Origin of the sequence: Arthrobacter sp. zg-Y179 (assembly GCF_020907345.1) — a bacterium.
Taxonomy (GTDB): domain Bacteria; phylum Actinomycetota; class Actinomycetes; order Actinomycetales; family Micrococcaceae; genus Arthrobacter_B; species Arthrobacter_B jinronghuae.
On the sequence record NZ_JAJJOB010000012.1, the window covers coordinates 21,219 to 41,748 of the forward strand.

The window sequence follows — 20,530 nt, forward strand, 5'->3', positions numbered from 1 at the left end:
GCGCAGGTGCTACTTCTTTTTGCCTTGGTTCGCCACGGCCTTGATGGAGGCGGCGGCGGCCTCGGGATCGAGGTAGGTGCCGCCGGCCTTGACCGGCTTGAGGTCCTCGTCGAGTTCGTACACCAGCGGGATGCCGGTGGGGATATTCACCGCAGCGATATCGGCGTCGCTGATTCCGTCCAGATGCTTGACCAGCGCACGCAGCGAGTTGCCGTGGGCGGCGATCATCACCGTCTTGCCGGTACGGATGTCCTTGGAGATGTCCGATTCCCAATACGGCAGGAACCGCTCCAGGACGTCCTTGAGGCACTCGGTGCGCGGCAGTTCGTCGGCGGCCAGATCCGCGTAACGGGGATCGTGGGCCTGGGAGAAGTCGCTGTCATCCGGCAGGGGCGGCGGCGGGGTGTCGTAGGAACGGCGCCAGAGCATGAACTGCTCCTCGCCGTATTCGGCCAGGGTCTGGGCCTTGTCCTTGCCCTGCAGAGCACCGTAGTGCCGCTCGTTCAGGCGCCAGCTGCGCTTGACGTCGATCCAGATGCGGTCGGCCGCGCCCAACGCCAGGTTCGCCGTGTTGATGGCCCGCTGGAGCCGGGAGGTGTAGAGGATGTCCGGGAGAACGTTGTTCTCAACCAGCAGCTGCCCGCCGCGGAGGGCTTCCTCACGTCCGAGGTCCGTCAGATCCACGTCCACCCAGCCCGTGAAGAGGTTCTTTTCATTCCATTCACTCTGCCCGTGGCGCAGAAGGATCAGTTTGTAGGTCATATAAGCATGGTATCGGAGTGCGTACCGGGCAGGGAGGGCAACGGCACTTTGGCCGGGCAGATGGGCGGGGGCCGGAATCTACTGAGCAGATAACGGGGGTATCAGGCGGCCATAAGCCCGTTACCTGCTCAGTGGATCAGTCCCGCCCGGTGAATCGTCCGGGTAGCCCTGCACGGGATCCCACCGGGTGGTGCTGCTGTTTCTATTGGGACCCCTTTGCCCACATCCGCACCAATCAGTGGGATCCTCTGTCCGCAAGCGGCGGCTTGGCCCCGCTTCCGGCCCCGCCCCCGGCCCGGGCTCCCGACTCCTGGGTTCCCGGAGCCCCGGCCCCGCCCCCAGGTTCACGGCGTCCATGGCGAACCGGCGCCCGGTGGTTTCCGGGCTTCCCGCGGTCAGGGGCATCCCCTTGCGCCCGCTAGCATTGTGTGGTGCAAAAACCGCTAAAACCCGTAGGAACTGTGACCAGGGGCACTACAAATCCCAACCGGCTCCGACGGGTTGACCGCTGGCTGGCAGGACCGGCGCGGTGGCGTCTGCGGCAGGCCTCCGATCCCTTGATCGTGGATCTGGGCTACGGCGCCGCACCTACCACCGCAGTCGAACTCCACGGCCGCCTTGGGCGGGTGCGGGAGGACGTGGAAGTTATGGGAATTGAAATTGACCCGGCCCGCGTCCTTGCAGCCAAACCGCTGGAACGAAAGGGGCTGACCTTCAGGCAGGGCGGCTTCGAACTGCCTGTGGACGGCCGCCGCCCGGTCATGGTCCGCGCCTTTAACGTCCTGCGCCAATACGCGGAAGAGGACTACGCCCAGCATTGGGCAATGGTCTGCTCGCGGCTGGCACCGGGAGGGATTTTCGTGGACGGCACCTGCGACGAAATCGGCCGGCGTGCCACCTGGGTGGAACTGGACGCCTCCGGTCCGGTTTCGCTGAGCATTTCCCTGCGCTTCGGTGCGTTCGAGCGGCCGTCCGATGTTGCCGAACGCCTACCCAAAGCGCTGATCCACCGCAATGTTCCCGGAGAGCGGGTACACGCTTTCCTCCAGGCCATGGACCGCGCGTGGGAGGAAGCCGCACCGATGGCCTCCTACGGCAACCGGCACCGTTGGCTGGCGATGTGCAGCGCACTAAAGGCCGGCGGGGTCCCGCTGTTGACCGGGCCGTCCCGGTGGCGGCTGGGCGAAATAACCGTGGCCTGGGACGCCGTCCGCCCCTCGTAGCCTCGCGGCACTCTCAGCCCCGCAGCCCTCTCAGCCCCGCAGCCCTCTCAGCCCTCGCAGCCCTCGCAGCCGGAACGGCTTAGCCGAACGCCCGGTTAACGTAATCCGCCCCGGACGGCCCTGCGAAGGGCGGTCCGGGGCGGACTGAAAATCAGCGTTTTGCGCGGTGGTTACCAGGGGCCGTACGGGCCCTGGTTGCTGTTGCCGCGGCCGCGGGAGCTGCCGATGGCAGGCTTCACATCCGCCAGGTACACGCAGGCGGCAATCACGGCGGCCAGCTGGAACAGAAGCAGGCCCAGCGAAGACCCCAGTACAGAGAGCACGCCGACGGCGGTGGCTCCCCCGGTGAGGGCCAGCCAGAATCCCTTGGTCCGCTTGTAGGCACGCTCAAAATCGGCGGGCTTGCGGCGGGCGCAGTCCAGCAGCGCCCACAGCTCAATGCCCAGCGCCACGACGCCGAGCGCGAGGTAGAGGTAGTACTGAATGATCATCATTAGGGCCACAGCGCTAGCCTACCGTGTAAGTGCCTGCTCTAGGTCCCTCCAGAGGTCTTCAACATTCTCGATTCCGACGGAAAGCCTCAGCAGTCCCTCCGGAACGGTGTGCGGCTCCCCGGGCTGGCGGCGCCGTCGTTCGATCAGCGACTCCACACCGCCAAGCGAGGTAGCCGGCAGCCACAGTTCCACGGCCTCGGTGACCTTCTCCGCCGCAGCGGCCCCGCCGGCAACCTCGATGCACAGAATTGATCCGAATCCCTTCATCTGCGCTGCGGCCCGGCGGTGCCCCGGGTCCTCGGGCAGGCCCGGATAACGCACGTGATCCACCTGCGGGAGCTCCTGCAGCCGGCGGGCAAGTTCGCCGGCGGTGGCCTGCGAGCGCTCAACCCGGAGGGCCAGGGTGCGCAGGCCGCGCAGGGCCAGCCACACTTCGAACGGACCGGCCACCGCACCGTGCAGCGAGCGGTATCGGAGGAGCCGGTCCCGCAGTTCGGGGTCCGATGTCACGGCCGCACCCAGGACGACGTCGGAATGCCCGGCCAGGTATTTCGTCACCGAGTGGACGACGACGTCGGCACCCAGTTCCAGGGGCCGCGTCACCAGCGGTGTGGAGAAGGTGTTGTCCGCAACCACCAGCGCCCCGGCGGCGTGCGCTGCCTCGGCCAGCGCGGCGATGTCCGCCACCTCCAGCATGGGATTGGTGGGGCTCTCCACCCAGAGCAGCGAGGCGCCGTCGAGCTGCGCTATGACCTCCTGGGTTTCGGCGATATCCACGGTGCGCACGGAGAACCGGCCGTTCGCTGCCTCCTCCGCGGCCAGCAGCAGGGACCCCTGGTAGCTGTGCCGCGGCATCACCACCACTCCGCCGGCGGGAACCAAGGACAGGGCGGCCATCACGGACGCCAGCCCGGAGCCGAAGACCAATGCGGGAAGGTCAGCTCCTTCCAGCTCGGCAAGCGCCTGTTCGAAGGGATCCCAGGTGGGGTTGGAGTAGCGGCCGTAGCCGCGCTCCCCCGGCACGGGAGTACCCGTGCCGAAATAGGTGGAGGACAGCACGATGGGCGGATTCACCGGGGCATCGTGCTCGCGGGGAGGGCGGCCCGCGGAGACAACGAGGGTATCGGGGGAAACGGCGTGCCCATGCGGCGGGATGTGGCTCATAAGGACCAGCCTAGACCGCCGGACGCCCTCGCCGGCCGATGCCGGCGAAGGGTGCCCGTGACCGCTCGTCCGCAGCACCGGCCTCCCAGCCGGACTAGGTAGGCTAGGTGGGTGAGCAATTCTAATCTCCCCGAAACCCGCGGCCTGTTCATTGCCATGGAAGGCGGAGACGGTGCCGGGAAATCCACCCAGGCGCAGCGGCTCGCCGCCGCACTGCAGGAGACCGGCCGTACGGTCCTGCGCACCCGCGAACCCGGCGGCACCCCCGTAGGCGAACAGCTGCGCGCACTGGTCCTTGAGCACGGCAACGGCGAAATCGATGCACGCACCGAGGCGCTGATCTTCGCTGCCTCCCGTGCCGCGCACGTACAACAGGTCATCGAGCCGGCGCTCGCCGCCGGAACCGTGGTGGTCTGCGACCGATACGTCGACAGTTCCATTGCCTATCAGGGAGCCGGCCGGCAGCTGGGCACGGAAGCTGTCCGAACACTGAATGAGTGGGCCACCGGGGGCTTGGAACCGAACCTCACCGTCCTGCTCGACGTCGATCCCGAACGCGGCCGGGACCGCCGGACCGCCGGCGATGCCGCCGAGGACCGGCTCGAGTCCGAACCGGATGCCTTCCACCTGCAGATCCGCCTGGCGTTCCTTGAGGCCGCACTGGCAGCTCCGGGCCGGTATCTGGTGCTCGACGCCGGCCGTCCGGTGGATGAGTTGGCCGAAACCATCCTGCGGCGCGTGGAAGAGCTGCTGCCGTGAGCGTGTGGGATGACCTGCAGGGGCAGGACCCGGTAGTCGCCCAGCTGCGCCGCGGTGCCGCAGACGCCCGGCCCAACCACGCCTGGCTGTTCACCGGCCCGCCCGGTTCCGGCCGCTCCAATGCGGCCCGTGCCTTCGCGGCCGCACTGGTCTGCGAACAGCAGGACCCGGAGCTGCGGGGCTGCGGCGAGTGCAAGGCCTGCCGGACCGTGCTGGCCGGCTCACACGCCGACGTCACCTCCGTCACCACGGAGAAGGTCACCATCAGCATCGATGAGGCCCGCGAACTGGTCCGGAAGGCCCAGGACAAGCCGTCCACCGGCCGCTGGCGCGTCATCATCGTGGAGGACGCGGACCGGATGCAGGAGCGCAGCACCAACGTGCTGCTCAAAGCCATTGAAGAGCCGCCGCCGCGGACCATCTGGCTGCTCTGCGCACCGAGCCCCGGCGATGTCCTGGTCACCATCCGGTCCAGGTGCCGTCCGGTGGGGCTGCGGCTGCCGCCGGTCGAGGATGTAGCGGAACTGCTGATCCGGCGGGACAACATCGACCCGGATGTAGCGCTCCACGCGGCACGGGCAGCGCAGAGCCACATCGGCGTCGCCAAGCGCCTGGCCACAGACGAGGGCGCGCGGCAGCGCCGCGAAAGCATCGTGCGGCTGCCGCTGTCGCTGCGGAATGTCTCCGGAGCCATGAAGGCCGCCGCGGACCTCGTGGCCCTGGCCGAAGCGGAAGCCACCAGTTCCTTTGAACAGCGGGACGCTGCGGAGAAGGAAGCGTTGCTCGCCTCCCTGGGCGCGCCCGCCACCGGAACCCTGCCGCCGTCGCTGCGCAGCCAGGTGAAGCGCCTCGAGGAAGACCAGGTGCGCCGGGCCAAGCGCTCCAAGAACGACTACTTCGACCGGGCGCTGACGGACCTGCTTTCCTTTTACCGGGACGTGCTGATGATCCAGCTGGGCGGTGCCGGCCCCCTCGTGAACGAGGGACTCCGCCGGGAGCTGGATGAGTTCGCCGCGTACGGCTCTCCGGAACAGACACTGATGCGTATGGAGGAGATCAACACCGTGCGCCGCCGGCTGGTCACCACGAACGTGGCACCGCTGCTGGCCATCGAAGCAATGGCCCTGAGCCTGCTGTAATGTCCAGTTATCCACCGCATTCCGCCAGCCCGGCTGGTCCGCGCACCTAGCCGCTCCAGGAGTAAGAATGACCACCGCCACTGCCCGCCGTCGTTTCCCTCGGCTGGCCGCCGCCGCCGCCTCGATGGTGCTGCTGGCGGCTTCCACCGCCTGTACGGGGGACTCCGAACCGGGCGCCGAAGGCACCGGCGGCGGGGACTCCGCGACCACCGCACCGTCAGACGTGATCGGCGACGTGCCCGAGGACCTGCAGGAGTTCTACAGCCAGGCCGTCACCTGGTCGGAGTGCGAAAAGACGTTCCGCTGCGCCACCATTACGGTCCCCATGAACTATGCAGACCCGGACGCGGGGACGGTGGAATTGTCCGCCATCCTGGCTGACGCCGACGGGGAAGCCAGAGGCACCATCCTGATCAACCCGGGCGGTCCGGGCGGGTCCGGTTACGACGTGGTCAGCCAGTCATTGGAAAACGTCACGAGTGACCGGTTGCGGGAGAACTTCAACATCCTCGGGTTCGATCCGCGCGGCGTCGGCCGGTCCACCCCGGTGAAGTGCCTGAGCGACAAGGAAATGGACGAGGCCCGCGCCGAATACATCGACCCGGGCACGCCGGAAGGCCTCACCGCCTCGCGGTTGAGCGCCAAGGAATTCGCCGATGCGTGCGCAGAAGAGACCGGCGAGCTGCTTGGGTTTGTCGACACGGCCAGCGCTGCCCGGGACATGGACATTCTCCGGGCCATTGCCGGGGACGAAAAGCTGAACTACCTCGGCTTCTCCTACGGCACCTACCTCGGCGCCACCTATGCCGAACTCTTCCCCGACAAGACAGGGCGGCTGGTGCTCGACGGCGCCCTGGACCCCGCGTCCACCAACGAGGAAGTCACGCTCGGCCAGGCGGCCGCGTTTGAAAAGGCCATCCGAGCCTACGTCGAGGACTGCCTGACCGGCAGCAACTGCCCGCTTGAAGGCAGCGTCGACGAGGGCATCGCAACAATCCGGGAGCTGCTGGCCTCCGTTGAGGCGAGTCCGATGACCGCGACCGACGGGCGGGTCGTCACCATCTCCACCTTTGTCAGCGGTTTCATTCTCCCGCTGTACGACGACGGCAACTGGCCGGTGCTCTCGCAGGCCCTGGATACTGCACTGCAGGGCGATCCGACCTATATGCTCCGTCTGGCCGACATCAGTGCCGACCGTGCGGAAGACGGCACGTACCGGTCCAACACCACCGTGGCATTCAACGCAGTCAACTGCCTGGACTACCCGATGAACAGCGATGATGCGCAGATGGCCGCCGACGCCCTCGAACTTCAGGCGGCTTCCCCCACCATCGGCAAGTATCTGGCCTACGGCGGGATCACCTGCGAAGCCTGGCCGCACGGACCGGTGAATGAACCGCACGCCATTAAGGCCGCCGGCGCGGCGGACCTCCTGGTGATCGGAACCACCGGCGATCCCGCCACCCCCTATGAATGGTCCGAGGCGCTGGCTGCACAGCTGGAATCCGCGGTACTGGTCACGTGGGAAGGGGAAGGCCACACGGCGTACGGGCGCGGGAGCCAGTGCATCGAAGACACAGTGGACGACTACTTCGTGGATGGAACCGTGCCGAAGGACGACTTGGTCTGCTGATCCGCAGGGGCCGGACGGACCCTGCGGGACGTGCTGCCGCTCACCGAACCGCCCCGGCATCCACGGCCATTTTGACCCGCACCCCCGGGACGTATAAAGTAGTTCCTTGTGGATTCTGCCCGGTAACGGACAGCTGAAGCCCGCCTCCTTAGCTCAGTTGGTAGAGCGTCTCACTCGTAATGAGAAGGTCGCCAGTTCGATTCTGGCAGGAGGCTCAGTTCCCCAGAAAGCCCCCGGCATCTTGTGCCGGGGGCTTTCTGCTTTTCCGTCCACGGCATCGACGCGACGGTCCCCTGGAGATCTTCGGCATCAGCCGCGCAGGTCCAGTTGCGGAAACGCTGCGCAGAAATTCCGGCTTCCTTGCGGATGACTTTAGGGTTTCCTGTTGGCCGCACCCCTATCCTCGGGACATGAAACCGCACCGGCAGGACGCCGGCGGTACTAGGGGGATAACCATGGACGCAGCATTGACGGGGCTCACTACCCGCCGCTACACGCTGGTCCAGCGCGATAACTTCATTGCCCCGCTCTGTGCCGAGTGCAACCGCCGGATGATCCCGAACTGGGTGGAGGACCGGGGCCGGTGGATCATCAACGGCTTCCGTTACCCCGGTGTCCGGTGCAGCACGCACGAACGCCGCGTCCTTCCCGAGTATTTCGGGCTGTCCCAGCCCGCTCCCGTCCCGAACGTGCGGCGGGACGCCGCAACGCCTGCCCGGCGCCCCAAAGCCGGCAGCCGGTTCCTGGGGTTGGGTGCCAAACGCGCACAGCGCAGCGCCTAGCCGCCGGTCCCTTGATACGCCCGGCCGTCCCGGGCAACAGACCAGAAACCCTCGTCGTTTTCCCCAAGAAACGGCGGGGGTTTCTGCTGTCCGGGGTACGAGGAAAGATGTGCTCAGCGTAATGGGACGTGGAACAGTCCAGCTCAGCGGAGAAGGGGCAACAGGTAACGGGTGGGGCCAACCCGGTTAGGAAGCGGGTTTGTCGCTTTCCGGGGGTAGTGCCCTGCCTGCCAGCAGCGCCTTGATGCGGTCCTCGGCATCCGGCAAGGCGGCGGCACTGGCGGCCACATTGGCCTCTTCCACTGCGCGCAGCACCTCGTGGCGCTGGATCTTGACCCCGCGGGGGGCATCGATACCGATGCGTACGCCGTCGCCGCGTGAATCCAAAACGGTAATGACAATGTCATCCCCGATCAGGATCTGCTCCCCGGACTTGCGTGTTAGCACCAGCATCCGCCCACTCTACCCCAAGCCCGGGCCGTTCCCGCCGAAGCCGGGGAACGGTTCAGCCCGCGGGTTTGCCGGGATCTGAAACTCAGAGCACCGGAGTCGGCGAGGGTTCGCCGTCGAGCCACCCGATGGGCAGGCCCAGCGCGTTCACGGACTGCGGCGTGCCGGTGGTGTCGATGCCTTCGACGGCGGCGGCATCCACCGCGGCTGCGGACCGCACCGCCCCGACCCAGGCTGCGGTGTCCTCCGGTTTACGGCCGGCGTCGACCGCCACCCAGACCTGATCGGCCGCCAACGCGGAGATCAACGTGGAATGCCGGCCCATTTCGGTACCGGACCGTCCCAGCCCGTAGGCCAGGAAGATGCTGTGTCCGGCCATAACGCCGGCTGCACGTGCGGTTGCCACCGCACGCCGGTCCGCTGCCCGGCCGACGCCGTCGGTCTCCAGCACGCCGGCCACGCGGACGGCCGCGGCACCCGCACCGGAGAAGTCGGCCATGGAGCGGCACACCTCCAGCGCGTCGTCGCCCAGGCCGATCACCATCACCAGGTCGCCGGCCCCGCCGAGCGGAGCAGGAGCCATCGGCACGGCATTGCGCTGGACCGGCTCCGCGGCCTGGTTCATCCAGCCGGAACCTACCGGGCTGGGCGGCGCCTGGCTTCCCGCATTCGGCTGCTGCGCTTCCAGCAGGCCGGGGGTAAAGGCGGCCGGAGCCGGAGCGTGTGCAGGGGTACCGGTGCTTGCCGCGAGGGTATCCATCAGTTCGGCGAACGCATGGGACCCCGTGGAAACGGACGGAGCGGACTGCGGGGCCGGGGCCGGGGCCACCGGAACGGACGGAATGATGGTGGCTGCGGGGTGCAGGTTGGATTCGGCCCGCTCCGCCTCTTCGAGCAGCGCGGAAATACCTGCCCGGGCGGAGTCCGTCCGGCTCGGCAGGTCCGGTTCCACCGGCGCCCGGCGCCGGCCGCTGGGCGGCAGCTCCACGGTCACCTCGTAGTGCTGGCGGGACAGGAACCCGCCGATCCCGCCCACGGTTACCTTTTCCGCCGCAATTATCCGTGCCCGCGGGCCATGTTCGGCCAGCACCTGGGCTTTTAGAGCGTCAAGCGACGGCCCCTCAAGCTGAAATCGTCTCACTTCCGCGCACCACCCCTACAGTCTCGATACCGACATTACCCGCTGTTGCTTCCTGGTAGGACAGTACCGGCAGGCCGCCGGTCTGTGCCGACACCAGCCGCCGGATGGCAGGGCGGAGGGCCGGCGCGCAGACCAGCACCGCGTTGAATCCGGCATTCTCCGCGCCCGCCACTGCAGTCTTCAGCGATGCCAGCACGGTATCGAGCCTCGCCGGGTCAAGCAGGATCTGGCTGCCCTGGTCCGAGGGACGCAGCGCTTCGAGCATGGACTGCTCCAGCGCCGGATCGATCATGATCACCCGCAGGACGCCGTCGGCAATGTACTGCGCGGCCAGCGCCGGCCCCAGTGCCGTCCGTGCCGTCTCGATGAGCCCCTCCGGGTCCGCGGAAACCTTGGCCCGCAGCAGCAGGGACTCGTAGATCCTCGGCAGGTCGTTGATGGGTATCTGCTCGGCGAGCAGGCCCTGGAGCACCCGCTGCACTTCGGCAAGGGACAGCACGTTGGGGATCAGTTCCTCGACGGCTGACGGGTTGACCAGCTTGACCCCCTCGGTCAGCACCCGGACGTCTTCGCGGGTGAGCAGCCGGGCGGCATTGGCGGTGATGACCGCGGAGAGGTGCGTGACCAGCACCGACACACGGTCGATCACGGTTGCCCCGGACATTTCGGCCGCGTGCTGCATTTCCGCCGGAACCCACTTGCCGGCCAGGCCGAATACGGGTTCCACGGTGGCGGTGCCCGGCAGTCCCTCCAGATAGTCCCCCAGGGCCAGGATCTTGCCCGCAGGGGCGTCGCCGCGGCCGGCTTCCACACCGGCGATCCGGATGACGTAGGTGGACAACGGCAGGTCGACGCTGTCGCGCGTGCGTACCGGGGGCACCACAATGCCCAGCTCCATGGCGATCTTGCGGCGCAGTGCCCGCACCCGTGCCAGGAGATCGTCGGACCCTCCCGTGACTATGTCCACCAGATCAGGTGCCAGCAGGATTTCCAGCGCATGGACGCGCATCTGCTCAATCAGGTCCTCAGTGGTCTCGGACGTGGCGGGCGCGTCCAGCGCCGCCTGCGCGGAGTCTTTCTCAGCCTGGTCGGTGGTTTCCTTTCCCTTGATTTTCCAGGAAATAAAAATCAGCAGGGCGCCGACGGCGATGAAGTAGAGGACCGGCATGCCGGGGATCAGTGCCATCACGATGGCCGCGGCGCCCGCAATCATCAGGGCGTTCCGGGACTGGCCCAGCTGCGCGCCGGCCGTGGTGCCCATGTCCGCCTCGGCATTGGACCGGGTAACGATCATGCCGGTGGAAACGGCCATCAGCAGGGCCGGGATCTGGGTGACAAGTCCGTCACCGATGGTCAGCAGGCTGTAGGTGCTCACCGCTTCGCCGGCGGACATGCCCCGCTGGATCATGCCGATGGCGATGCCGCCGATGAGGTTGATGATGATAATGATCAGGCCGGCAATCGCGTCACCCTTGACGAACTTTGACGCGCCGTCCATGGCACCGTAGAAGTCCGCTTCCGCGGAGACCTCGGCCCGGCGTTCCCGGGCCTGGGTGTCGGTGATCAAACCGGCGTTGAGGTCCGCGTCGATGGCCATCTGCTTGCCCGGCATGGCGTCCAGGGTGAACCGTGCCCCGACTTCGGCCACGCGTTCGGCACCCTTGGTGACCACCACGAACTGGATGACTACCAGGATCAGGAAGATCACCGCACCGATGATCAGCGAACCTCCCACGGCTACGTGTCCGAACGCTTCGATCACTTGACCGGCGTACCCCTCCCCCAGCACCAGCCGGGTGGAGGCCACGTTCAAGCCCAGCCGGAACAGGGTGGCGACCAGGAGCAGGGAGGGGAACACCGAGAAGTCCAGCGGCTTGCGTACGAACATGGTGGTCAGCAGGATCACCAGTGCCAGCAGGATGTTGATGATGATCAGCACGTCCAGCAGCCCGGCGGGGATGGGGACCACCAGCAGCAGGATGATGCCGATGACCCCGACGGGGACGGCGAGTTTCAGGAGGTTGCGGTTGCGGTTCACGACGCGGCCTTACGGTGTTGTGGGGTGGTGACGGGTTCGGGCGGTGCGGCTGCCATGGTGTGCATGCCCCGGGCGGCGCCGCGCCGCTTCAGGGCCATAACGAAGGCCAGGACTCGGGCCACGGCGTTGTAGAGTTCCGCGGGAATTTCCGCGTTCAGTTCGCAGACGCTGTGCAGGGCACGGGCCAGCGGAATGTCGGAGACCATGGGGACGCCCTGCTTTTCGGCCTCTTCACGGATCCGGGTGGCAATGTTGTCCGCCCCCTTCGCCACGACCCGCGGCGCGGACTTGCCCGGCTCGTATTTCAGGGCGACGGCCACGTGGGTGGGGTTCACGAGGACGACGTCGGCGTCCGCCACGGCGGCGATCATCCGGTTCCGGCTCATGGCCAACTGCCGGGACCGGCGCTGCGACTTGACCAGCGGATCGCCGTCGCTGTTCTTGTTTTCGTCCTTGACTTCCTTCTTGGTCATGCGGGTTCGTTTCCGGTTGCGCTTCATAACCACGAAGATGTCCGCCGCAGCGAGGATCAGGCCCGCGGCGACGGCTGCCTGCAGCAGGAGGGCAGTACCCCCTCCCGCAGCTTCCAGGATGGCGGAGATCGGCAGGCCGCCCGCGGACATCAGCACCGGCATAAGTTGCTGGATCACCGCATACAGGACCAGTCCCACCACGGCGGTCTTGAGCAGGGATTTCGCGCCGTTCCACAGGGCCTGGGTGCCGAAGACACGTTTGACGCCGGTAAAGAGGTTGAACTGTTCGAACTTGCCCTTGAACTTCTTCACGTGGATACCGCCCTGGACGGCGGCGGTCATCAGGACGGCGGCGGCAACGACGCCCAGCAGCGGACCGAGGATGAAGGCCAGCGTGCCCAGGCCCTCGTTCATCTGGATCAGGGCGAACTCGGGATCGGGGTTCGCAATGGTGGTGGCGACGCCGGCCAGGATCTCGCCGGCAGCTTCGGTGCCCCGGGAGATGGTCAACGGCATCATCAGGGCGGCCGCGCCTACGCCCACCCAGGCGGTGAGGTCCTCGGACCGGGATAGCTGGCCCTTCGAACGGACCTCTTTCATCCGTTTGTCGGTGGCCTGCTCGGTCCGCTCCCCTGAGGGCTGTTCCGGCATCTATCCCACCCCTGTCAACGCGCGCTCGATGGTGGAGACCAGCCCGGAGACGATGCGGGGCAGGGCCAGGAAGACGACTGAAGCGAGGGACAGCGTCAGCAGGATCTTCAGCGGGAAGCCGAGGGCGAAGGCATTCAGGGCCGGGGCCACGCGGGTGAGCAGGCCCAGCCCGGCGTCGGCCAGGAACAGGACAACCAGCAGCGGTCCGGCAATCTGCACCGAGGCCAGGAACATCTGCGATACGGCGGAGGTCAGGGCAGACACCGGTTCGGACAGGTCCAGCCCCCCGGTCAGCGGCAGCGCGGTGAAGCTGCGCAGCAGCCCGCCGATGATCAACTGGTAGCCGTCCGAAGCAAAGAGCAGCGCCAGGGCGGTGATCTGGAAGATGCGCGTGAACTGGGCGCCGTTGACCATGGACTGCGGATCGAAGGCCTGGGCCAGCTGGAAGCCGCCGAAGGTATCGATCAGGTTGCCGGCGGACTGCACGGCGGAGAAAACGACCATCACCAGGAATCCCAGCACGGCACCCACCAGCAGCTCCATCACGATGGCCATGAAGAACGCGCCGGTGCTCAGGGAGTTGTACCCCTCGCTGACCTGCGGGGCGATGGCCAGACCCAGCCCGAGCCCGAGCATGGCTTTGATCCGCGCCGGAAACGCGTTGTAGGAGAACGGCGGCGCGATGATCAGGAAGGCCACCATCCGTACCGAGGCCAGCAGGAACGCCTCGATCCAGTCCTGGTCAAGGGTGATGTTCATCTAGCCGCCGCCGAGCAGGGACGGGATCCTCTGGAACATCTCGTGGGTGAAGGACACGATTTCCGAAATCATCCAGTGTCCGCACACGAGCAGGGCGAGGGCCACGGCAAGGGCCTTGGGCACGAACGAAAGCGTGACTTCCTGGATCTGGGTGATGGACTGCAGCAGCGAAATGGCAAACCCCACCACGAGCGCGGTGATCAGCACCGGGGCCGAAAGCTTGGCCGCCACCCAGAGTCCCTGCATGGCGATGTCCAGGACCGCATTTGTATCCACTAGGTGCCGCCCTGGTAACTGTTGACCAAGGACGTAATGATCAGTCCCCAGCCGTCCACGAGGATGAACAGCAGGATCTTGAACGGCAGCGAGATCATTACCGGCGGGAGCATCATCATGCCCATGGACATCAGCGCTGCGGACACCACCAGGTCAATGACGAGGAAGGGCACGAAAATCACAAACCCGATGATGAACGCGGCCCGCAGCTCCGAAATCATGAACGCCGGGATCAAGGTGGTCAGCGGAACTGACTCGGGGCTTTCGGGGTTCTCCTGCCCGGCAGCGCGGGTCATCAGTGCGATGTCCTCTTCGCGGGTGTGGGCGAGCATGAACTGCTGCAACGGCCCGGTCCCGCTGTCCAGGGCGGCGTCGAAGTTGAGTTCCCCGTTGAGGTAGGGCTGCACGGCGATCGTGTTAATTTCGCTGATCACGGGCGCCATGATGAACAGTGAGAGGAACAGCGCCAGCCCGGCCAGAACCTGGTTGGGCGGGATCGAAGGCAGCGACAGGGCGTTGCGGGTCATGGCCAGCACCACGAAGATTTTCGTGAAGGAGCTGAGCATCAGCAGCAGCGACGGCGCCACCGAAAGCAGGGTGATGCCGATGAGCGTGGTCACCGCCGTGGAGGGCCCGCCGTCCTGGCCGTTGATATCGATGCTCAGCCCGCCGCCGTCGTCCGGCTCCGTGGGAGCAGTGGGATCCGTGGGCGCACCCGGGGCAGCGGGATCGAATGTGGTGGCGTGCCCGGCTGCAGCTCCCAGCAGGAGCAGGGCAGCCACGGCGAAGAACAGGGCTGCGGCCAGGGTAAGCGCGTGGCGTGCCCTGCGCACGTCGACGGCGGCGCTCATAGTTTGCGTCCCCGGCGCAGTACTGCGCCGGCCTGGCGCCAGGTTTCGGGGGCAAGGATGGATCCGGCCAGCGCCGATTTGGCGGGCACCGGGTGTGCTGAGGGAAGGGCATGTGCCCCGCGCGCGGCGCGGCGCGGCGGCAGGCCTGAGTAAGGGTCGGCGGCAGGTCCGCCCTCCGGGTAGGAACCGGCGGAATGCTGGGCGGCTTCCAGCGAGGCGGCGAACCCGGTTGCGGGCACCGGTTCGGATTCCGGGGGAACCTCTGTGGTGTGCAGCAGGTTTACCGAACCTTCGGCCACCCCGAGCAGGAGGCGCTGTCCGCCGGTTTCCACCACGACCAGCGAGGCCTTGGGGGTCAACGGCTGGCGGCTGACCACACGCACGGCGGGTTGGTTCGCACCGGCAGAACCGAGTGTGCGGCTAAAGCGACGCTGCAGGAACCACAGGAGTCCGAGCACGGCGCCCAGTGCAACCAGGACACGGAGTCCCAGAAACAGGGTTTCCACTAATTGAGCCCCTCGACCACGTCCAGGATTTTGGTGATCCGCACGGCGTAGTCCTGGTCAATGACCACAACTTCGCCGTTTGCGATGAGCCGGCCGTTCAGCAGGATGTCTGCGGGGGCACCGGCGGACCGGTCCAGCTCCACCACCCGGCCGGGTTCAAGGTTCAAGACGTCGCGGACGGACATGCGGGTGTGCCCGATTTCCACGGTCAGCGCCATCTCGATGTTGTTGATGCGGCCCATCTTGCCGACGATCGAGGGGTCGGTGTGGCCGCCGGAGGTGCCGGGGGTGTCCCGCAGGCGGATGGCGAACCACCCGGCGGTGCCCTCCGGGGAGCGCAGTTCGAAGACAACGCTGTCCGGATCGGCAAAGAGGGCGGCGGCGTCCTCGGTGCGGGCCTCGCCGAGCACGCCGACGCCCAGGGTGGCACTTGCTGCTTCGAGCGAGGGACGCAGTACGTCCGCGGCCGAAACGAGCGCGGAGTCGGTGCCTGCGACGTCGGCCAGCGGCGAAGAACTGTCCAGGACCAGCGCCAGGTCAGCCGATTCGGTGCCCACGAAGGACGCGGTGACCGCCGTCGCGGTGTGCGACGCCGGTACGCCTGCCCCGTTATGCGGGATTGGTTCCAGGACAAGGGGGGTGGGCAGGCCGCGCACCAGGGCGGAAACGGCGTCGGCGTGCAGGCTGTGGGGGCTGGACATAGGTTACTTCTCCTCGATACTGACGATGCTGCCGGCAAGGCGTGACCCGCTGGCTCCTACTGCTGCCTGGGCCAGCGTCTGTCCGTCAACGGTGACGTTCAGCGGGCGGTGGCGGGGGTGGCCCAGATTCAGGACGTCCCCTACGGCAAGGTTCAAGACCATGGCGGGCTTCACCGTGATGGGTTCCAGCTGCAGGCACACCTTCACGGGCACGTGCGCAAGCTGCAGCTGGACAAGTTCGGCCGGCGTGGCGTTGCTGGACTGGGCGCCCAGCGGGTCCAGCTGCGGCAACAGGGCGGCGGCCGGGATGGCCACGGTGGCCGGAGCGGTGGTTTCACCGACCACCATCTCGAAAGTGGCCACGATCATGGGGTCGCCGGAGGCCGCTGCCTGGGCGAACTGCGAGTTGTACTGGACCGAGGACAGCGTCAACGGGGCCGAGAGCAGGTGGCCGAGGGAGTAGTGCAGGTCCTCCACGGCGTCGTCCATGATCTTGCCCAGCAGTGCCTGCTCGATATGCGTGAATTTGCGCTCCGGCGCGGTCTGGAAGCCGGTGCCGCCGAGCATGTGCCCCACCCAGGACAGTGCTGCGGCCATGGGGAACTGGATGACGGCCTTGGCGGAGGTGGTGGAGATGTTGAAAAGCACCATGCCGGTGTTGTCCGGCAGCGCGGCCGCGTACTCGTCGTAGCTCAGCACCTGCACATCTTCCGAGGTGACCTGCGAAAGCACCCGCACCTTTGCGGTCAGCTGCGTGCCCCACTGGCGGGCGAAGGTATCGAAGGCCATTTCCAGGACACGTGCGTGCTCACGGGCCAGCGTAGTGGGCCGGCTGAAGTCATAGACCTCTACGGGCTTTGTTTTCGCGGGCATGCTTAAGGAAGGTGAATCTTGGACCATCACACCCCGCACTATCGGCACTTGGACCGGCCGCGTAAGAAAAGCCGTTAGGTGCCTGCCGCGGCGTTACGCTCGGCCACGATTTCGGGGATGAGCGCGCGGACGTCTTCGCTTTGTCCGGACAGGACCACTATGTCCACCCGCCGGTTCTGGGCGAGTTCGGCGGCGTCCCTGCCGGGGGTCAGTGGGCGGGATTCGCCGTAACCCACTGCCTTGATGTGGTCCTGCTTCACTCCCCCGCCGGAGACGAGGTAACGCAGCACGTTCACCGAACGGGACGAGGACAGTTCCCAGTCCAACGCGTTGTCGGCGTACTGGCGGACCTGGGCAGTGTGGCCTTCCACCGAGACCTGGTAGGTGGTCGGCGCGAGTGCGGGACCCACGGTGTCCAGCACCTGGACGGCCTCGCCGGTGAGGTCGGCCAGGTCCGGGGCGAAGAACATTTCCGAGCTGACCAGCCGGATGGTCAGGCCGCGCTCATCCATTTCGAAGCGCACGGCGTCTTCCAGGCCCTTTTCCTGCAGGCCCGCGTAAATGGCGTCCTGGAGCGCCGTGAGATCGTCGACTTCCTTGGCGGCCAGGGCGGCGTCGGGCTCAACGGTCTCTTCGCTGTCCACCTTGTCCGGCGGCACGATGATGCCGACGGCGGTGTCCACCGTGTTGCTCTCCTCGGCGCCGAAACCGGTGGCCAGGGATTCCTTGAGCTGCTCGAACTTCTTCGCGTCCACAGTGGACATGGCGAACAGGACAATGAACATACACATCAGCACGGTGACCATGTCCATGTAGGAGGCCATCCAGCGTTCGTCCGGGTGATCGTCCTCCTCGTGCTGTTTCGGACGCCGGCCCTTGGCGCTCACGCTGCGTCCTGGACCTTGTCTGCGGCGTCGGCTTTATCGGCTTTATCTGCCTTGTCCGCTTTTCCGCCCAATGTGTGGGCCGGGACCATCGCGCGCAGCCGTTCCCCGAGCAGGCGCGGCTGGCTGCCGGCCTGCAGGGCCAGGACACCTTCCATCAGGAGGTTCATTTCATCCGCTTCGAGCTCTGCCAGCCGCTTGAGCCGGGTGCTGATGGGCAGCCAGATGAAGTTGGCCGAAAGCAGGCCCCACAGGGTGGCCACAAAGGCAGTGGCGATCATGGGTCCCAGGTGGTCCGGGGTGGAGAGGTTCTCCAGGACGTGGGTCAGCGAAACAACGGTGCCGATGATGCCGATGGTGGGACCGTAACCGCCCAAGCTGTTGAAGAACTTCACCGCAATCTTGTCGGTGGCGGTCTTGGTGGCGATCTCGTCTTCGAGCAGCATGCGCAGCTCCTCGCCGTCGGTCCCGTCGGCGATGTTCTGCAGGGCCGTGCGCAGGAACGGGTCCTCGACCTCCGCGGCGTCCTGCTCAAGGGACAGGAGGCCTTCGCTGCGGGCCTTTTCCGCCAGCAGGACCACGCGGTCAATGGTCTCCTGCGGCCGGGGGGTCTTGCCCATGAAGGCCCGGGGCAGGGACTTGAAGGACAGGATGAAGTCCTTGAAGGTTCCGCCCGCCAGGCCCACGGCAATGGTGGCACCGAATACGAGGATCATTGGCGCCGGCAGCAGGAGCGCGGACACATGGGCACCTTCGAGGGTGATCATGGCGTAAAGCGACCCGAAGGCGAGGACTAAGCCGATAATTGTTGCTGGATCCATTAGTCGTTCCTAGGGCGAAGGGGCACTGCATTGCTGGGGGAAGCTTTCTCCGGGGCTGCCGGGAAAGCGTCGGGCACGAGCCCCAGGGGGCGCCCGGGAACGCGCGGAGGGATGTCGCGGGCCATGGAAATCACCTGCGCCCGGTAGGTCGCAATGCGGTCGATAACTTCCTGCAGGCTCTCCGTCACGATGTATTTCGCGCCGTCGACCATCACCAGGGTGGTGTCGGGGTTGGAGTGGATCCGCTCGATCAGATCAGGGTTGATCGCGAACTGAGCATCGTTGAGACGCGTAAGAACAATCATTGCCCTGTCCTGGCTGGTTCCACAGGACTCCGATAGGCCCTCACCCCTACTTTCGGCCGTTGCGGCCCCGTCGTTAGGAACGGACGGTACCGAACGTTGCATCCCGGGGGCGCAGGACGGCAAAACGGCCCCGCCGGCAGCTGCCGCAGACGGGACCGTTCAGTGCAGCGGAGGCTAGCGCTTGAGGTTGGTTAGTTCCTGCAGCACTTCGTCCGAGGTGGTGATGATTCGGGCGTTGGCCTGGAAGCCGCGCTGGGCGACGATCAGGTTGGTGAATTCCTGGGACAGGTCCACGTTGGACATTTCCAGCATGCCGCTGCCGATGCTGCCGGCGCCGGCCTCGCCGGGACCGGCGATGACGGGGTTGCCGGAGTTCACCGTAGCGGTGTAGCTGGAGTTTCCGGTCTTCTCCAGGCCGGCCGAGTTGGTGAAGGTGGCGACGGCGATGCGGGCCAGGGCCTGCTTTGCACCGTTGGTGAAGGAACCGATCACCGTGCCGTCCTTGCCGATGGAGAAGGACTCCAGTGTGCCCGCACTGCGGCCGTTGGCGGTGACGGAGGCCGTGCTGACGCCGGCATAGCTGGAGAGCCCGGTGAGGTTCACGGCCACGCCGCCCACGGTGATGGTGTCCTCGTTGGCGTCGGCCTGGGCGCCGTCGGCAAAGGCCAGATCCACCGTTTCCGCGTCCGTCGCGCTAACGCTCCAGCCGCCTGCGGTACGGGTGAAGGTCAGGGGAACCACTGACGGGTTGCCGTTGGCATCGTAGACGTCCATGTCGCGCACAACAGTGCCGCCTTCCGGGGTCTCCGAGGGCAGGTTTCCGGTCATGGTTGCCGCGTTGGTAGCCGCTGCCGGGACGATGGCGCCGTCGGGCAGGGCAATGTTGCCCACTGCACCACCGGTGTTCAGGGTTCCGTCAGCGTTGGCAGTCCAGCCCTGGACGATGCCGCCGTCCGTTGAGACCAGGCGGCCCTCGCCGTCCACGTTGAACGCACCGGCGCGGGTGTAGGTGGAGGTGGTGCCCTGGCGGGTGATGAAGTAACCCTCGCCGTTGATCATCAGGTCCTCGGCCCGGCCGGTGGCCTGCGCCGAACCCTGCGTGAAGTTGGTGGTGATGCCGGAAACCAGGACGCCGAGGCCCACCTGTGCCGGGTTGCCGCCGCCGTTGTTGGCGCCGGGCGCGGTGGCGCCCTGGGTCAGCTGGGACAGGGTGTCCTGGAACTGGACGGCGGTGGCCTTGTAGCCCGTGGTGTTGACGTTGGCGATGTTGTTGCCGGTGACGTCGAGCATGGTCTGGTGCGAGCGGAGTCCGGAGATACCGGAGTAAAGGGAGCGAAGCATTGGTGGCGCCTTTCAGCTTTGGTGGTGCCGGGAGGGAGGGTTATGCGGTTGCTGCGGGTGCTTTGGGTGCGTCGGCGGCTTGATCTGCGGCCCCGTCGACGACGCCGGAGATTCGGTCCAGCAGGACGTCCTCGCCGTTGATGTTGACGGTCGGGACGCCGGCGGCGTAGGAGACCGATTTGGCGGTTCCGGTGACGGCCACGCCGTCGTCGTTGGTATAGGTGACGGTCTGGCCGATGAGCGCAGCGGCGGCAATACGCATCTGCAGGGAGAAATTCTCTTCGTCCATCTTCGCCATGGAGGTGAGCTGTTCCATGGATGCCAGCTCGGTGGTCTGCGAGATCATCTGGTTGGTGTCCATGGGCGAGCTGGGGTCCTGGTTGCGCAGCTGGGTGACCAGCAGGTGCATAAAGACCTCGCTGTCCATGGTCTGCTTGGGCTCTCGGACTGCGGTTCCGCCGGCGGTAATGCCGCTTGCAGCCGCTACTCCTTCTACGGGCACGG

At 66.6% G+C, this 20,530-nt stretch carries 23 protein-coding genes and 1 tRNA gene; 6 read left to right on the forward strand and 18 right to left on the reverse strand.

Features of this window, described 5'->3' with window-relative positions:
* Positions 1 to 9: 9 nt before the first annotated feature.
* Entirely contained in the window at positions 10 to 762 is a 753-nt protein-coding gene (locus tag LOC56_RS13980; protein ID WP_229952895.1) for a phosphoglyceromutase, read from the reverse strand.
* Positions 763 to 1,223: 461 nt separating this feature from the next.
* Between LOC56_RS13980 and LOC56_RS13985 the strand changes: the two genes are divergently transcribed.
* A complete protein-coding gene (locus tag LOC56_RS13985) occupies positions 1,224 to 1,985 on the forward strand; it encodes a class I SAM-dependent methyltransferase (RefSeq protein WP_229952896.1) in 762 nt (253 codons plus the stop codon).
* A gap of 170 nt (positions 1,986 to 2,155) precedes the next feature.
* Here LOC56_RS13985 and LOC56_RS13990 read toward each other — a convergent pair whose 3' ends face one another.
* On the reverse strand, positions 2,156 to 2,479 hold the full coding sequence (locus tag LOC56_RS13990; protein WP_229952942.1) for a DUF2516 family protein: 324 nt from the start codon (positions 2,477 to 2,479) through the stop codon (positions 2,156 to 2,158).
* Between the two features lie 18 nt (positions 2,480 to 2,497).
* A complete protein-coding gene (locus LOC56_RS13995) occupies positions 2,498 to 3,643 on the reverse strand; it encodes a trans-sulfuration enzyme family protein (RefSeq protein ID WP_229952897.1) in 1,146 nt (381 codons plus the stop codon).
* A gap of 111 nt (positions 3,644 to 3,754) precedes the next feature.
* On the opposite strand from LOC56_RS13995, the gene tmk reads away from it, so the two are divergent.
* The 5 genes from tmk to LOC56_RS14020 all read left to right on the forward strand — a co-directional run bounded on the left by tmk (position 3,755) and on the right by LOC56_RS14020 (position 7,956).
* A complete protein-coding gene (gene tmk, locus LOC56_RS14000; RefSeq protein WP_331460954.1) occupies positions 3,755 to 4,402 on the forward strand; it encodes a dTMP kinase in 648 nt (215 codons plus the stop codon).
* Entirely contained in the window at positions 4,399 to 5,541 is a 1,143-nt protein-coding gene (locus LOC56_RS14005) for a DNA polymerase III subunit delta' (RefSeq protein ID WP_229952898.1), read from the forward strand. Before tmk ends, LOC56_RS14005 begins: the two co-directional genes overlap by 4 nt.
* 67 nt (positions 5,542 to 5,608) lie before the next feature.
* Positions 5,609 to 7,174, forward strand: coding sequence for an alpha/beta hydrolase (locus LOC56_RS14010; RefSeq protein WP_229952899.1), 1,566 nt, complete (start codon positions 5,609 to 5,611; stop codon positions 7,172 to 7,174).
* 142 nt (positions 7,175 to 7,316) lie between these two features.
* A tRNA-Thr gene (locus LOC56_RS14015) sits at positions 7,317 to 7,389 on the forward strand.
* A gap of 240 nt (positions 7,390 to 7,629) precedes the next feature.
* Entirely contained in the window at positions 7,630 to 7,956 is a 327-nt protein-coding gene (locus LOC56_RS14020) for a hypothetical protein (protein WP_229952900.1), read from the forward strand.
* A gap of 186 nt (positions 7,957 to 8,142) precedes the next feature.
* On the opposite strand, the gene csrA is transcribed toward LOC56_RS14020, so the two are convergent.
* The 15 genes from csrA to LOC56_RS14095 form a co-directional block, all read right to left on the reverse strand.
* Positions 8,143 to 8,409 carry a carbon storage regulator CsrA gene (gene csrA, locus LOC56_RS14025; protein ID WP_229952901.1) on the reverse strand — a complete coding sequence of 89 codons (267 nt, stop codon included), beginning with the start codon at positions 8,407 to 8,409 and terminating at the stop codon, positions 8,143 to 8,145.
* A gap of 82 nt (positions 8,410 to 8,491) precedes the next feature.
* Entirely contained in the window at positions 8,492 to 9,547 is a 1,056-nt protein-coding gene (locus LOC56_RS14030; protein ID WP_229952902.1) for a hypothetical protein, read from the reverse strand.
* The gene (locus LOC56_RS14035) at positions 9,528 to 11,585 is read right to left on the reverse strand and encodes a flagellar biosynthesis protein FlhA (RefSeq protein ID WP_229952903.1); all 2,058 of its coding nucleotides are present in this window, start codon (positions 11,583 to 11,585) and stop codon (positions 9,528 to 9,530) included. Before LOC56_RS14035 ends, LOC56_RS14030 begins: the two co-directional genes overlap by 20 nt.
* A complete protein-coding gene (locus LOC56_RS14040) occupies positions 11,582 to 12,709 on the reverse strand; it encodes an EscU/YscU/HrcU family type III secretion system export apparatus switch protein (protein WP_229952904.1) in 1,128 nt (375 codons plus the stop codon). The genes LOC56_RS14035 and LOC56_RS14040 overlap by 4 nt, the downstream gene beginning before the upstream one ends.
* Positions 12,710 to 13,468 (reverse strand): flagellar biosynthetic protein FliR, encoded by a 759-nt coding sequence (locus LOC56_RS14045; protein WP_229952905.1) that lies wholly within the window; start codon positions 13,466 to 13,468, stop codon positions 12,710 to 12,712. It abuts the gene before it with no gap.
* Positions 13,469 to 13,744 carry a flagellar biosynthesis protein FliQ gene (fliQ, locus tag LOC56_RS14050; protein ID WP_227923818.1) on the reverse strand — a complete coding sequence of 92 codons (276 nt, stop codon included), beginning with the start codon at positions 13,742 to 13,744 and terminating at the stop codon, positions 13,469 to 13,471.
* Entirely contained in the window at positions 13,744 to 14,595 is an 852-nt protein-coding gene (gene fliP / locus LOC56_RS14055) for a flagellar type III secretion system pore protein FliP (protein WP_229952906.1), read from the reverse strand. Before fliP ends, fliQ begins: the two co-directional genes overlap by 1 nt.
* On the reverse strand, positions 14,592 to 15,101 hold the full coding sequence (fliO, locus tag LOC56_RS14060; RefSeq protein ID WP_229952907.1) for a flagellar biosynthetic protein FliO: 510 nt from the start codon (positions 15,099 to 15,101) through the stop codon (positions 14,592 to 14,594). Before fliO ends, fliP begins: the two co-directional genes overlap by 4 nt.
* A complete protein-coding gene (gene fliN, locus LOC56_RS14065; protein ID WP_229952908.1) occupies positions 15,101 to 15,802 on the reverse strand; it encodes a flagellar motor switch protein FliN in 702 nt (233 codons plus the stop codon). The genes fliO and fliN overlap by 1 nt, the downstream gene beginning before the upstream one ends.
* A gap of 3 nt (positions 15,803 to 15,805) precedes the next feature.
* Positions 15,806 to 16,675: a flagellar motor switch protein FliM gene (locus LOC56_RS14070; protein WP_229952909.1), complete on the reverse strand. Its 870-nt coding sequence runs from the start codon at positions 16,673 to 16,675 to the stop codon at positions 15,806 to 15,808.
* Positions 16,676 to 16,749: 74 nt separating this feature from the next.
* Positions 16,750 to 17,562, reverse strand: a complete 813-nt coding sequence (locus LOC56_RS14075; RefSeq protein WP_229952910.1) for an OmpA/MotB family protein — start codon at positions 17,560 to 17,562, stop codon at positions 16,750 to 16,752.
* Entirely contained in the window at positions 17,559 to 18,380 is an 822-nt protein-coding gene (locus LOC56_RS14080; RefSeq protein ID WP_227923830.1) for a motility protein A, read from the reverse strand. Before LOC56_RS14080 ends, LOC56_RS14075 begins: the two co-directional genes overlap by 4 nt.
* Positions 18,380 to 18,685, reverse strand: coding sequence for a flagellar FlbD family protein (locus LOC56_RS14085; RefSeq protein ID WP_229952911.1), 306 nt, complete (start codon positions 18,683 to 18,685; stop codon positions 18,380 to 18,382). Before LOC56_RS14085 ends, LOC56_RS14080 begins: the two co-directional genes overlap by 1 nt.
* A 174-nt stretch (positions 18,686 to 18,859) precedes the next feature.
* On the reverse strand, positions 18,860 to 20,026 hold the full coding sequence (locus tag LOC56_RS14090) for a flagellar hook protein FlgE (protein WP_229952912.1): 1,167 nt from the start codon (positions 20,024 to 20,026) through the stop codon (positions 18,860 to 18,862).
* A 40-nt stretch (positions 20,027 to 20,066) separates the two neighbouring features.
* The gene (locus tag LOC56_RS14095) at positions 20,067 to 20,528 is read right to left on the reverse strand and encodes a flagellar hook assembly protein FlgD (protein WP_229952913.1); all 462 of its coding nucleotides are present in this window, start codon (positions 20,526 to 20,528) and stop codon (positions 20,067 to 20,069) included.
* Between the last annotated feature and the right edge of the window lie 2 nt (positions 20,529 to 20,530).